This window comes from Phenylobacterium sp., from assembly GCF_031360265.1.
Taxonomy (GTDB): Bacteria; Pseudomonadota; Alphaproteobacteria; order Caulobacterales; family Caulobacteraceae; genus Phenylobacterium.
The window spans coordinates 1-12,120 of sequence record NZ_JANMBF010000166.1 but is presented as its reverse complement, the minus strand read 5'-3'; the positions used below and the strand labels follow the sequence as shown (position 1 = coordinate 12,120).

14 protein-coding genes are annotated in these 12,120 nt (G+C 71.3%); 8 read left to right on the top strand and 6 right to left on the bottom strand.

The genetic code is table 11. From position 1 onward, the window contains the following. The 3 genes from RMN86_RS15245 to pdxH all read right to left on the bottom strand — a co-directional run. The coding region (locus RMN86_RS15245; protein ID WP_309606703.1) for an AMP-binding protein at window positions 1-880 on the bottom strand (880 nt) is incomplete at its 3' end. Between the two features lie 101 nt (window positions 881-981). After that, window positions 982-2,472: an AAA family ATPase gene (locus RMN86_RS15240; RefSeq protein WP_309606702.1), complete on the bottom strand. Its 1,491-nt coding sequence runs from the start codon at window positions 2,470-2,472 to the stop codon at window positions 982-984. Beyond that, window positions 2,469-3,134: a pyridoxamine 5'-phosphate oxidase gene (gene pdxH, locus RMN86_RS15235; RefSeq protein WP_309606701.1), complete on the bottom strand. Its 666-nt coding sequence runs from the start codon at window positions 3,132-3,134 to the stop codon at window positions 2,469-2,471. Before pdxH ends, RMN86_RS15240 begins: the two co-directional genes overlap by 4 nt. Window positions 3,135-3,217: 83 nt before the next feature. Between pdxH and RMN86_RS15230 the strand changes: the two genes are divergently transcribed. The 4 genes from RMN86_RS15230 to RMN86_RS15215 all read left to right on the top strand — a co-directional run bounded on the left by RMN86_RS15230 (window position 3,218) and on the right by RMN86_RS15215 (window position 6,008). Then, the gene (locus RMN86_RS15230; protein ID WP_309606700.1) at window positions 3,218-3,907 is read left to right on the top strand and encodes a DnaJ domain-containing protein; all 690 of its coding nucleotides are present in this window, start codon (window positions 3,218-3,220) and stop codon (window positions 3,905-3,907) included. A 39-nt stretch (window positions 3,908-3,946) separates the two neighbouring features. After that, the gene (gene aroC / locus RMN86_RS15225) at window positions 3,947-5,035 is read left to right on the top strand and encodes a chorismate synthase (RefSeq protein WP_309606699.1); all 1,089 of its coding nucleotides are present in this window, start codon (window positions 3,947-3,949) and stop codon (window positions 5,033-5,035) included. A gap of 197 nt (window positions 5,036-5,232) precedes the next feature. After that, window positions 5,233-5,748, top strand: a complete 516-nt coding sequence (locus RMN86_RS15220; RefSeq protein WP_309606698.1) for a response regulator — start codon at window positions 5,233-5,235, stop codon at window positions 5,746-5,748. 59 nt (window positions 5,749-5,807) lie between these two features. Continuing rightward, entirely contained in the window at window positions 5,808-6,008 is a 201-nt protein-coding gene (locus RMN86_RS15215; RefSeq protein WP_309606697.1) for a hypothetical protein, read from the top strand. Between the two features lie 6 nt (window positions 6,009-6,014). On the opposite strand, the gene RMN86_RS15210 is transcribed toward RMN86_RS15215, so the two are convergent. The 3 genes from RMN86_RS15210 to queC all read right to left on the bottom strand — a co-directional run bounded on the left by RMN86_RS15210 (window position 6,015) and on the right by queC (window position 7,829). Beyond that, complete coding sequence (locus RMN86_RS15210; RefSeq protein WP_309606696.1) at window positions 6,015-6,386, bottom strand: 6-carboxytetrahydropterin synthase; 372 nt, start codon at window positions 6,384-6,386, stop codon at window positions 6,015-6,017. Window positions 6,387-6,465: 79 nt separating this feature from the next. Next, window positions 6,466-7,098, bottom strand: a complete 633-nt coding sequence (queE, locus tag RMN86_RS15205; RefSeq protein WP_309606695.1) for a 7-carboxy-7-deazaguanine synthase — start codon at window positions 7,096-7,098, stop codon at window positions 6,466-6,468. Beyond that, the gene (gene queC, locus RMN86_RS15200) at window positions 7,095-7,829 is read right to left on the bottom strand and encodes a 7-cyano-7-deazaguanine synthase QueC (protein WP_309606704.1); all 735 of its coding nucleotides are present in this window, start codon (window positions 7,827-7,829) and stop codon (window positions 7,095-7,097) included. The genes queE and queC overlap by 4 nt, the downstream gene beginning before the upstream one ends. A gap of 162 nt (window positions 7,830-7,991) precedes the next feature. Between queC and RMN86_RS15195 the strand changes: the two genes are divergently transcribed. The 4 genes from RMN86_RS15195 to RMN86_RS15180 all read left to right on the top strand — a co-directional run. Further along, window positions 7,992-9,101, top strand: coding sequence for a response regulator (locus tag RMN86_RS15195; protein ID WP_309606694.1), 1,110 nt, complete (start codon window positions 7,992-7,994; stop codon window positions 9,099-9,101). 138 nt (window positions 9,102-9,239) lie between these two features. Continuing rightward, entirely contained in the window at window positions 9,240-10,043 is an 804-nt protein-coding gene (locus RMN86_RS15190; protein WP_309606693.1) for a chorismate mutase, read from the top strand. Window positions 10,044-10,092: 49 nt separating this feature from the next. Beyond that, entirely contained in the window at window positions 10,093-11,247 is a 1,155-nt protein-coding gene (hisC, locus tag RMN86_RS15185) for a histidinol-phosphate transaminase (RefSeq protein WP_309606692.1), read from the top strand. Further along, window positions 11,244-12,120 (top strand): prephenate/arogenate dehydrogenase family protein (locus tag RMN86_RS15180; protein WP_309606691.1); only part of this gene is annotated, 877 nt, incomplete at its 3' end. The genes hisC and RMN86_RS15180, both read left to right, overlap by 4 nt.

The following is a 12,120-nucleotide window of genomic DNA, read 5'->3' as shown; positions in this document are numbered from 1 at the left end:
TGGGCTTTGACCTGGTTTCGCGCATGTGGGTCAGCAGCATCTGCCAGACCGTCGGCACCGCGGCGGAGAAGGTGACCTCTTCGCTCTCCAGCAGCTCATAGACCGAGGCGCCGTCGAGCTTGGCGCCCGGCATCACCAGCTTGGCGCCCACCGCCGAGCAGGAGAACGCCAGTCCCCAGGCGTTGGCGTGGAACATCGGCACCACCGGCAGCACGGTGTCGGCCGCCCCGATGCCCATCACGTCGCGGCCCAGGGTCACCAGGGTGTGGATGAAGTTCGAGCGGTGCGAATAGAGCACGCCCTTGGGATTGCCCGTGGTCCCGGAGGTGTAGCAGAGCGCCGCCGCGGTATTTTCGTCGAAGTCGCCCCACACGCAGTCGGCTGAGTTTTCGGCGACCAGGGTCTCGAAGCACAGCGCGCCGGGAAGGGTCACGTCCTTCATGTGCGCCTCGTCGGTCATCACCACGATGTGCTGGACGCTGGGCATCTTGTCGCGGTGTTCGGCCAGGATCGGCAGGAAGGTCAGATCGGTGAAGATGATCCGGTCTTCGGCGTGACCGACGATGTAGCAGAGCTGCTCGGCGAACAGCCGGGGGTTCAAGGTATGGCAGACCGCGCCGATCCCCATGATGGCGTACCAGGCCTCAATATGCCGGTTGGTGTTCCAGGCCAGCGTCGCGATCCGGTCGCCGGGCTGCACGCCCAGTCCCTTCAGCGCGTTGGACAGCCGCTTGGCGCGCTCGTGCACCTGGGCATAGGTGGTCCGGGTGATCGGGCCTTCGACCGAGCGGCTGACGATCTCGCGGTCGCCGTGCCAGTTCCTGGCGTGGTCGAGGATCTTGTCGACCGTCAGCGGCCAGTCCTGCATCAGCCCAAGCATGTAGATTCCCTCCGACAACAGCCCCTGCCCAGGCCTTCGCTTCAGGCTAGTGGCCTCAGCGCCCGGACGCAACGCGACGGGGGCTTGGACCCGGGCGGCGATCAGGCCCCCAGCCACCTCTGCGCCGCGTCCCCCATTGCGCCGGAGGTGTCCACGCGCCCCCACGCGGGCGCGCCGCCCAGCCGGGCCAGCTGATCGTCCAGCGTCTCCACCGTGGCGTCGGAGGCGTCGCCGACGCGCGCGGCGACGCGGGCTTTCAGCGTCGCCAGCGGGGCCTCCAGCCAGACGCCGCGGAACGGGACGCCGCAGTCACGCGCCAGCTGCTCGGCGCGGTCGCGCAGGGCGGGGTCGATGAAGGTGGCGTCCAGGACCACGCCATGGCCGGCCTTGAGCAGGGTCCGGGCGGTCTCGATCAGGGCGTCGTAGGCGCGGCCATAGAGGTCGCCGGCATAGGCGCTGTCCGGCAGCCGCTCGGCGGGCGCCACCTTCATCAGCCGCTTGCGGATCTCGTCTGTGCGCAGCACCACGGCGCCTGGCGCGGCGCCCAGGCTGGGCGCGATGGCGCGGGCGAAGCTGGACTTTCCGGTCCCCGACAGCCCGCCCACGGCGGCCAGTACCGGTGGCGGTGGGGCCAGGTGGGCGATGGCGGCCTCGACATAGGCCCGCGCCAGGGCCACGTCGCCCGCGTGGGCCGAGACGTGGGCGCGGACCCCCGCGCGCACCGCCAGCATCAGCGGCAGCGCCGCCAGTCCCGCCCAGATCGCGTCAGGGAAATCCCGCCCGGCCTGGTCCAGCCAGGCCGACAGCACGCGCACCGCCGCGTCGCGCCGGCCGCGAAAGTCGAGGTCCATCAGCAGGAAGGCCAGGTCGTACTGGATATCCAGATCCGAGAGCAGGTCGTTGAACTCGATGCAGTCGAACAGCACCGGCGCGCCGTTCTCCACCAGGATGTTGGCCAGGTGCAGGTCGCCGTGGCAGCGCCGCGCGAAGCCAGCGTCACGGCGCGCCTCCAGCAGGGGCCGCTGGCGCGCCAGCTCGGCCGCGGTCAGTTCGACCATCAGCTCGACCCGCTGGTGGTCCAGCCGGCCCGTCAGGTCGCGCAGCAGGTGGGCGTTGGATCCGACGGTGAACTCCAGCGCGCGCCACCCGCCGTCCGGCCGCAACGGCGCGCGCGCATGGAAGCCGGCGATGGTGCGGCCCAGCGCCTCGGCCATCTCGCCGGTCAGCGCCGCCGGGTTCGCCGACAGCACCGCCCCGTCGTCGAAGCGGCGCATCTCCAAGGCATGGTCGACGACCTCGCCGGACCCGTCCCAGGCCAACCCGCCGTCCGCGTCGCGGGTGATCGTGCGCACGCGGCGATAGATGTCGGGCGCAGCCTCCCGGTTGAACTCTAGCTCGCGGTCCAGAGCCCACTTGCGCCGCGCCACGGTTGAGAAGTCCACGTAGCCCAGATCGACGTCGCGCTTCAGCTTCCAGGCGACGTCGCCCGCCAGGAACACCCGCGCGCAGGCGGTCTCTATGGTGCGTTCGGAACGGGCTGTGAGCCAGGCGACCGGATCGGCGTCCTGTGAGCCCCGCCGTCCCGCCGTCAAGGAAACAGCCTGCGCGTGCTCCAGCCGTCGCCGACCCGGTTGAACACCAGCCGCTCATGCAGCCGGAACGGCCGGTCGCGCCAGAACTCGATCGCTGCGGGCGCCACCCGCCAGCCCGACCAGTGCGGCGGGCGCGGAACCTTGCCCAGGCCGAACTTCAGCCCGAACTCGGCGATCTTCTTCTCGAAGGCCAGCCGGTCCGGCAACGGCTGTGACTGCGCCGACGCCCAGGCCCCCAGCTGCGCGGGGCGCGCCCGCGTGGCCCAATAGGCGTCGGCCTCGGCGCCGCTGACCGGCGTCACCGCCCCGCGCACCCGCACCTGGCGACGCAGGGACTTCCAGTGGAACAGCAACGCGGCCTTCGGGTTGGCGTCCAGTTCACGGCCCTTGGCGCTGCCGACGTTGGAATAGAAGACAAAGCCGCGCGGGTCGGCGTCCTTCAGCAGCACCATCCGCACGTCCGGCAGGCCGTCGGCGTCGGCCGTGGCCAGCGACATGGCGTTGGCGTCGTTGGGCTCCTTCGCCACCGCCTCGGCCAGCCAGCCGTTGAACAGGGCGAACGGGTCGGCCTCGCTGAGCAGAGGCAGCGGCTGCGCCCCGGCCACCTGGCGCACGTAGTCGTCCTCGGTGGGCGATGGCGGAATGGGCGTCCTGGCGGTCATCGTGGACCGGATATAGCGGCGGGGCCGGGCGACGGCGAGGACTTAACCCAGCCTTGACCAAATCACCGCGAGCCTGCGCGCCGATGACATTGCAGGCCCCGATCACCCTGAAGGCGGCGCGCGAGGTGCTGGGCGTCGGTCCCTGGGCCAGCTCCGCCGATCTGCGCCGGGCCTTCCGGGAGGCGGCCAAGCGGGCCCATCCCGATCGGGCCGGCGGAGCGGACGCGAGATTCCGCCAGGTGGTGGAGGCCTATCGCCGTCTGCACGGGCCATCGCCCCAGGCCGTCCTCCAGCCGGCCGCGCCGCGCGCGCCGGAACCGGCCCGGCTGGTCGTCGATCCCCTGGTGGCGCTGCGTGGCGGCGCCATCGTGCATCAGCTGGCCGTCGGCCGGACCCTCCGCATTCACCTGCCCCCCGGCCTGCGCGCCGGCGACACCGTTCGCGCCGCGGGCGCGGACCTCCAGGTCGCCCTCACCGCGACGTCGGATATGCTCGTGCGCGGCGACGACCTGTGGATCAGCGCCACGGTCTCGCCCGCCGTCCTGGCCACAGGAGGGCGGATCGCCATCGAGACGCCGCTCGGCCGCCGCATCGTCTGGCTGACCCGCAAGGCCGGCGAGCGCAGGCTGCTGCGACTGGTGGGCCAGGGTCTGCCCGCCCGCGGCCGCCACCGCCAGGGCCACCTCTTCCTGCGGCTGACACCGGACGCCGGCCAAGCCCACTCCGCCGCCCGCGACCTGCTCCGCCGCTTCACCGCCGCCTGGGCCGCCTAATTTGTGAGACGCAGGCTTAGCCGCTACAAGCGCCTCGTCATGTCGCACAACACCTTCGGCCATCTGTTCCGCGTGACCACCTGGGGCGAGAGCCATGGGCCGGCGCTAGGCTGCGTGGTCGATGGCTGCCCGCCCGGCATCGCGCTCACCGAGGCCGACATCCAGCACTGGCTGGACCAGCGCCGCCCCGGCCAGGGCAAGTTCGTCACCCAGCGCCAGGAGCCGGACGCCGTGCGTATCCTCTCCGGCGTCTTCTCCGACGACCGCCACCTCGAGCAGGTGACCACCGGCACGCCGATCTCGCTGATGATCGACAATCTCGACCAGCGCAGCCGCGACTATTCGGAGATCGCTACGGCCTTCCGCCCTGGCCACGCCGACTACAGCTACTTCGCCAAGTACGGCGTGCGCGACTATCGCGGGGGGGGCCGCCAGTCGGCCCGCGAGACCGCCGCGCGCGTCGCCGCCGGCGCCATCGCCCGGCGGATCATCCCCGGCGTCACCATCCGGGGCGCCGTCACCCAGATCGGCCCGCATGCGGTCGCCCCCGACCGGATCGACTTCAGCCAGGCCCGGACCAACCCCTTCTGGTGTCCCGACCCCGACATGGTCGCAGTCTGGGAAGAGCACCTGGAAGCCATCCGCAAATCGGGCTCGTCCACGGGCGCCATCGTCGCCGTCGAGGCCGTCGGCGCGCCGGCCGGGTGGGGCGCGCCGATCTACGGCAAGCTCGACGCCGAGCTGGCGGGCGCCTGCATGTCGATCAACGCCGCCAAGGGTGTGGAGATCGGCGCGGGCTTCGCCGCCGCGGCGCTGTCCGGCGAAGAGAACGCCGACGAGATGCGTGCGGGCTTCGACGGGCCGCTGTTCCTCTCCAACAGCGCCGGCGGCATCCTGGGCGGCATCTCCACGGGGCAGCCGATCACCGCCCGCGTGGCGTTCAAGCCGACCTCGTCGATCCTCACCCCGCGCCGCACGATCAACGAGGCCGGCGAGGAGATCGAACTGCGCACCAAGGGTCGCCACGACCCCTGCGTCGGCCTGCGCGCCGTGCCGGTAGTCGAGGCGATGGTCGCCTGCGTTCTGGCCGACGCCTTCCTGCGGCACCGGGGCCAGACCGGACGCTGAGCCGCCCTCGGGATTCGTATTTCCGGTCTGCACACGTCTAGTTTGTGTCGCGAATTATCAATCGCCAACAGCGACTTAGCGGCATGGGGGGACGGCGTGACTTAGCCGTTGACCCCATTGTTTCGGAAACGTAAGCAATCCTGCCCACAGGTTCGCGAGTCGCCATCGGGGGGGCCGGAACGGACGGTGGATCGCCCTTGCGCTACGACCTGCTGAAAGTCCTGATCGTCGACGATAATCACCACATGCGGGTGCTCATCGCCGAGATTCTCAAGGCCATCGGCGTGCGGCACATCTATGATGCGAGCGATGGCGCCGCCGGCCTGCAGGCGACCAAGAACCACGACATCGACATCATCATGACCGACCTGTCCATGCAGCCGCTGGACGGCATCGACTTCGTGCGGCTGCTGCGTCGCGCCAGCGGCAGCCCCAACCAGATGGCGCCGGTGATCATGGTCACTGGACACTCGACCGTCCAGCGGGTGCACGAAGCCCGCGACGCCGGCGTCAACGAGTTTCTGACCAAGCCGCTCACCGCCCGCGGGGTGATCGAACGGGTCGCCCAAGTCATCGACCACCCCCGCGCCTTCATCCGGAACCCCAGCTACATCGGTCCGGAACGCCGCCGGCGCACCGACCCGAACTTCACCGGACCCTGGCGGCGCGCGGCCGACGGCGTGCGGCGAATGACCGCCACCCAGGAAATCTGAACGGCCTTACGGCAGGGCGATTGCGAGCCCATAGTCGGCGAACGTCGGAGACCTCGCCCATGACCGTAATGTCGATCGCCGTGCGGGCCGGCGTCTTGGCCGCCGCCGCGACGATGCTCTCAGGTTGCCTCGTGCTTGGGGTGGCCGGCGCCGCGGTCGGGATCGCAGGCGCCGCGGTCAGCGTCACCGCCAAGGGCGTCGGCGCGGTCGTCGGCGCGGTGATCCCGGGCGGCAAGCCAGCCGGCAAGCCCGTAGGTTAGGCCCGCTCAGCCCAGGTTCAGCGCGCAGCTTTCACCCACCGTCGGGCGCGACACCACCACCCTGACCAGCCCCGGAAAAGCCGGTCGCAGGCGCTCGGCGAACCACAGGCAGAGGTGTTCCAGCGTCGGGCTCTCAAGGCCCGGCTTTTCGTTCAGCAGCCCGTGGTCCAGCTCAGCCGCCACACCCTTCAGCGCGCGGTCCAGGTCGCCCAGGTCGGCGACCCAGCCGATCGCGCCCGTCGCCTCCCCTCGCACCGTCGCCTCGACGCGGAAAGAATGGCCGTGCAGGCGCGTGTAGGGCCCGGCCGGTCCCGCCGGCAGGTGGTGCGCCGCATCGAAGGTCGCGGCCTTGGTGATCTCGAAGATGTCGGCGGTCATGGTGTCCGTAGAGGTTCGGTCGTTGGTCGGGATGGCGGCGCAGATGGCATCGCCCCGCCACCCGAGCTGACGCTCAAGTCTAGGCGATACCGAGGTATTTGTGGGTCTGGACGCTTAGACGCCAGCGGGGGTGGGCAAGGCAATAGGCGATGGCCGCGGCGGTGTTGTCCGCCAGCGCCGGCCCATCCATCGGCTGCAGGAGGAAGCGTTCAAAGTCCCAGCCCTCGAACCGCGCCGGATCGACGCCCGCCTGCGGATAGACCAGTTTCAGTTCCTGCCCGGTCCGCTGGACCACCGGCGCCTGCGCCTTGGGGCTGACGCAGATCCAGTCGACGCCTGCCGGCGCGGCCAGCGTGCCGTTGGTCTCCAGCGCCAGCGAAAACCCGCGGCCGTGCAGCGCCGCGATCAGCGCTGCATCCAGCTGCAACAGCGGCTCTCCGCCGGTGAGCACCACCAGCCGGTTGTCCGCCCCGCCCGTCCAGGCGGCCTCCACCGCGCCGGCCAGGGCCTCGGCGTCGGCGAAGCGGCCCCCGCCCGCGCCGTCCACCCCGACGAAATCGGTGTCGCAGAAATTGCAGACGGCGCCCGCGCGGTCCGCCTCGCGGCCGGTCCAAAGGTTGCAGCCGGCGAACCGGCAGAACACCGCCGACCGCCCGGCCTGGCCGCCCTCGCCCTGCAACGTCAGGAAGATCTCCTTCACGGCGTAGCTCATGAGGCGATCTCGGGCGCGATCTCTGGCCGCCCCGCCGCGGTCCAGCCTTCCCAGCCGCGCGCTCGCAGGTCGCAGGCCGGACAGGTCCCGCAGCCATGGCCCCAGGCGTGGCGGTGCGCGCGGTCTCCCAGGTAGCAGGTGTGGCTGTCCTCGACGATCAGCTCGACCAACGCCTCTCCGCCAAGCCCCTTGGCCAGCGACCAGGTGTCGGCCTTGGTCAGCCACATCAAGGGCGTCTCCAGGGTGAAATCCTGCGCCATGCCCAGGTTCAGCGCGGTCAGCTGAGCCTCCAGCGTCTCGCGCCGGCAGTCCGGATAGCCGGAGAAATCGGTCTCGCACATGCCGCCGACCAGGACCTTCAGCCCCCGCCGGTCGGCCAGCGCCGCGGCATAGACCAGGAAGGCCAGGTTGCGACCCGGCACGAAGGTCGACGGCAGGCCCCTGGCGGTCATCTCGATGGCCCGGTCGGCGGTGAGCGCGGAGGCGGCGACCGACCCGAAGCCGCGCATCTCCAGCAGATGATCCTCACCCAGCCGCGGCGCCCAGGGCCCGAACCGCCGGGCGATCCGGGCGCGCACGGCGACGCGCGCCTCCAGCTCGACCGCATGACGCTGACCATAGTCGAATCCCACCGTCTCGACGCGCCCATAGCGCGCCAGCGCCCAGGCCAGGCAGACGGTGGAGTCCTGCCCGCCGGAAAACAGCACCAGAGCCCCTGCCGGATCCAACATGACGCCCATATGCGCGATCGGCGCGCGATGCGGAAGGCCGGGCGGCCTGGGTTCGGGAGCTCGCCGCCCGCGAAGATCGGCCCCGCCGCGGCGGCGCTTAACCTCTCCGCAAGCGCTCGGCGTCATAGTCCGGATCGTTGCGTCGCCTGACTGGCCCCCCGAATGTCTCTGCCTGACTTCTTCTTCGATCGGATAACCGCCGACGTCCGCGACCGGATGGACGGCGTCCTGGCGCTGGCCGATCAGCTGGCCCGCCAGCGGTTGACCCCAGACGCGCAGGCCTGCGTCAGCGGCGTCGCCGAAGCCGCCGGCGCGGTCAGCCGGATGCTCGGCGCCGCCATCGACCTGCGGCGGATCACCGTCCAGGGTGTCGCGCTCGACCCGGCCCCGCTGCGCCTGCGCGAACTGGTGGACGAGGTGCTGAGCCGTTGGCAATCCGCCGCCGGGGTGGGCGGCGTGACCCTGCTGATCTCCTATGACGGCGATCCCGACGCCTGCGTGCTGGGCGACCGTCATCGCCTGCTGCAGGTGTTCGACGGCTTCGTCGGCGAAGCCCTGGCCGGCCAGCATCGCGGCGCCGTGGAAGCCAGCGTCCGCGCCATCGCCACCCCGCAGGGCGTGCGTCTCGAAGGCCGCGTGCGAGGCGCCCGCGACCCGGCCTGGGCCGCCCAGGACCTCGAGGCCAGCGTCCGCGAGATCGACGACCGCTTCGGGCTTGAGGTTGCCGTCGGCGTCACCCTGGCGCGGCGAATTCTCGACGTCCTGGGCGGAACGCTCCGCAGCGAGGGGGCCGGCGGCGCGGCGGAGACCGTGGTGTTCGAACTGTTGCTGCCCGCGGCCCTGGAAAATCCGGTCGAGGACCACATCGCCGAACGCTCCGCCCACATCCTGGTGGTCGATGACAACGCCACCAACCGCATGGTCGCCCAGGCGCTGTGCGAGATGTTCGACTGCACCTGCGAAAGCGCCAACGACGGCGCCGAGGCCGTCGAGGCCGCGCGCGGCGGGCGTTTCGACCTGATCCTGATGGACATCAAGATGCCGGTGATGGACGGCGTCGCCGCCGCCCGCGCGATCCGCGACCTGCCCGGCCTTGCCGGCGCGGTGCCGATCATCGCCCTGACCGCCAACGCCGAACCGGAGGACGCCGAAGCCTACCTGGCCGCCGGCATGAACGGCGTCGTCGAAAAGCCGATGAAGGCCGAACACCTGCTGGCCGCCCTGCAGGAAGCCCTCGGCGAAAACGACGCGGCCCAGGCCGCCGCGGCCTAAGTTCAAGGCCAATACAACTGATTGATTCAGTTGCAATCACGGCATCGCCGTCGGGGACCTTGGCGCCGGAGCCCGGCCGCCTATTGCGCCTCCGCCCGTGATGACCTAGGTCGCCAACCTTCGGGTCCGGGGGAGAGCATGGCCGACGCCACACCGCAGACGCCGCCGTCGCTGGACGAGGTGCGGGCGCGGATCGACGCCATCGACGGCGAGCTGTTGCGGCTGGTGGTCGAGCGGTCGCGCCTAGCCCATGCGGTGGCGGCGGCCAAGGCGTCGGCCGGTGACGGCGGCAAGTTCGGGCTGCGGCCCGCGCGCGAGGCCATGCTGCTGCGCCGCCTGCTGGCCGGGCCGCGCAATGGCGCCCGGCCCGGGCTGATCGTGCGCATCTGGCGCGAGCTGATCGGCGACAGCCTGGCGACGCAGGGGCCGTTTCACCTGGCCGTCTGGGGCGGCAAGGACCCGGCGCGCGCTGTCGAGGTCGCCCGCCTGCGCTTCGGCGTCGCCCCATCGCTGCGCCAGGTCGCCAGGCCGGAGGAGGCCCTGGCCGACGCCCGCGCCCTGGGCGGCGTCGGGATCTGCGCGCTCACCGCCGACAGTGCGTGGTGGGGTCGCCTGCTGGCCGAGCCAAAGCTCAAGGTGTTCGCCGCCCTGCCCTGCCTAGCCGCCTGGGGACCGCTGTCGGCGCTGGCGGTGGCCGAGGTGGCGATCGAGCCCTCCGGCGCGGACAATACGTTCTGGGTCACCGACGCGCCGGGCGGATCGGCCGCCATCGAGGCCGCGCTGAGCCGCGACGGGGTGGCCGCTACCCTGCTGGTCGAGGCCGGCGGCCTGAAACTCTACATGCTCGCGGGTTTCTATCAGGCCGACGACGCGCGGCTGGCGCGTGCGCCCGGCAAGCTTTCCGGCGTGATCGGGGCTGCGCCGGCGCCGCTGGACGTGTAAGAGGCGAACCCCACGCCGCCCGGCTCCAGCTCAGATCCAGCGCCTCCCCATGTCCGAGACAATGTCCGAGACCCCGCCCTCCCTCGACCGCTCCGCCCTCGACCGCTCCGCCGCCGCGCGGCCGCTGCCGAAGCCGGGGATTCTCGACATCACGCCCTACCGGCCAGGCAAGTCCACGGCCGTGGGCATCGCGCACCCCGTCAAGCTGTCGGGCAACGAGAATATCCTGGGCGCCAGCCCCAGGGCGCGCGACGCCTATGTGGAGGCCGCGGGCCAGCTGAACATCTATCCGGACGGCCGCGGCGGCGTGCTGCGGGACGCGATCGCCCGGCGCTACGACCTCGAGCCGGAGCGGCTGGTGCTGGGCTGCGGGACCGATGAAATCCTGCATCTGATCAACCAGACCTTCCTCGAGCCCGGCGACAATATCGTCCAGGGTCAGTACGCCTTCGGCGCCTACGGCATCGGCGCCCGCGCCTGCCAGGCCGACGTCCGCAGCGCGCCGGAACCTCACCACCGCATCGACGTGGACCTGTTGCTGGAACAGGTGGATGCGCGCACCCGCCTGGTGTTCATCACCAACCCGGCCAATCCCACCGGCACCTTCACCACCGAGACTGAGCTTCGCCGCCTGCAGGCGGCCCTGCCGCCGAGCGTGGTTCTGGTGGTGGACGCCGCCTATTCGGAATTCTGCACCGATCCCACCTTCACCGACGGCCTGGACCTGGCGCGGACCGCTGAGAACGTGATCGTCACCCACACCTTTTCCAAGATTCATGGCCTGGCGGCGCTGCGCGTCGGCTGGGCCTATGCCCCAGCCCCGCTGGCCGACGCCATCGACCGCATCCGCCCGCCGTTCAATGTCTCGATCCCGGCGCTCTGCGCGGCGGTGGCGGCCCTCGCCGACGAGGACTTTCAGGCCCTCTCCCTGGCCCATGTGGAGCAGTGGCGGCCCTGGCTGGCCCAGCAGCTCGGGGGGCTCGGGCTGCCCGCGACCCCGTCCGCCGCCAATTTCGTGCTCGTGCGGTTCCCGTCGACTGCTGGCCGGACGGCGGCCGAGGCCGAAGCCTTCCTGGCCGCCCGCGGGCTGATCGTGCGCGGGGTCAGCAACTACGGCCTGCCCGACCACATCCGGATCACCATCGGGCTGGAAGAGCACAACCGCGCCATCGTCGAGGCGCTCGCGGACTTCATGGCCCGATGAGCGCGCCCATCTACCCCAAGATGGCCGTGATCGGCTGCGGGCTGATCGGCTCATCGGTGATCCGCGCGGCGCGGGCGTCGGGCGCGGTGGGCGAGGTGGCGGTCTGCGACGCCTCCGACGCGGTCCGTGCGCGCATCGTCGAGCTGGGCTATGGCGACCGCGTCACCGGCGATCCCGCCGAGGCGGTCCGCGACGCCGACCTGGTGATCTTCGCCGTGCCGGTGATGGCGATGGCGGACGCCGCGCGCAAGGCGGCGCCCGGCATGAAGCCCGGCGCCACGGTCTCCGACGTCGGCTCGGTGAAGGCGGCGGTCGGCGAGGCGCTCTGCGCCGCCCTGCCCCAGAGCTGCTTCATCATCCCCGGTCACCCGATCGCCGGCACCGAGCAGTCGGGGCCCGACGCGGGCTTCGCCGAGCTGTTTCAGAACCGCTGGGTGATCCTCACCCCGCAGCCGCGCGACGACGCGCCCTATGCCGAGGCGGTGGCCCGGCTGACCGCCTTCTGGACCGCGCTCGGCTCCAACGTCGAGACCATGGACGACAGGCACCACGACCTGGTGCTGGCGGTCACCAGCCACCTGCCGCACCTGATCGCCTACAACATCGTCGGCACGGCGGCCGACCTGGAGGGCGTCACCGAGGGTGAGGTGATGAAGTATTCCGCCGGCGGTTTCCGCGACTTCACGCGGATCGCGGCGTCGGATCCGACCATGTGGCGCGATGTTTTCCTGGCCAACAAGGACGCCGTGCTGGAGGTGCTGGGCCGGTTCACCGAGGACCTGCAGGCGCTGTCGCGGGCCATTCGCTGGGGCGAGGGCGACAAGCTGTTCGAGCTGTTCTCGCGCACCCGCGACATCCGCCGCGGCATCATCG

Excerpts from the sequence above, each read along its gene's own strand:
- pdxH (WP_309606701.1), bottom strand. The coding sequence starts at position 3,134 with ATGACCGCCAGGACGCCCATTCCGCCATCGCCCACCGAGGACGACTAC.
- RMN86_RS15230 (WP_309606700.1), top strand. The coding sequence starts at position 3,218 with ATGACATTGCAGGCCCCGATCACCCTGAAGGCGGCGCGCGAGGTGCTG.
- aroC (WP_309606699.1), top strand. The coding sequence starts at position 3,947 with ATGTCGCACAACACCTTCGGCCATCTGTTCCGCGTGACCACCTGGGGC.
- RMN86_RS15215 (WP_309606697.1), top strand. The coding sequence starts at position 5,808 with ATGACCGTAATGTCGATCGCCGTGCGGGCCGGCGTCTTGGCCGCCGCC.
- RMN86_RS15210 (WP_309606696.1), bottom strand. The coding sequence starts at position 6,386 with ATGACCGCCGACATCTTCGAGATCACCAAGGCCGCGACCTTCGATGCG.
- queE (WP_309606695.1), bottom strand. The coding sequence starts at position 7,098 with ATGAGCTACGCCGTGAAGGAGATCTTCCTGACGTTGCAGGGCGAGGGC.
- queC (WP_309606704.1), bottom strand. The coding sequence starts at position 7,829 with ATGTTGGATCCGGCAGGGGCTCTGGTGCTGTTTTCCGGCGGGCAGGAC.
- RMN86_RS15195 (WP_309606694.1), top strand. The coding sequence starts at position 7,992 with ATGTCTCTGCCTGACTTCTTCTTCGATCGGATAACCGCCGACGTCCGC.
- RMN86_RS15190 (WP_309606693.1), top strand. The coding sequence starts at position 9,240 with ATGGCCGACGCCACACCGCAGACGCCGCCGTCGCTGGACGAGGTGCGG.
- hisC (WP_309606692.1), top strand. The coding sequence starts at position 10,093 with ATGTCCGAGACAATGTCCGAGACCCCGCCCTCCCTCGACCGCTCCGCC.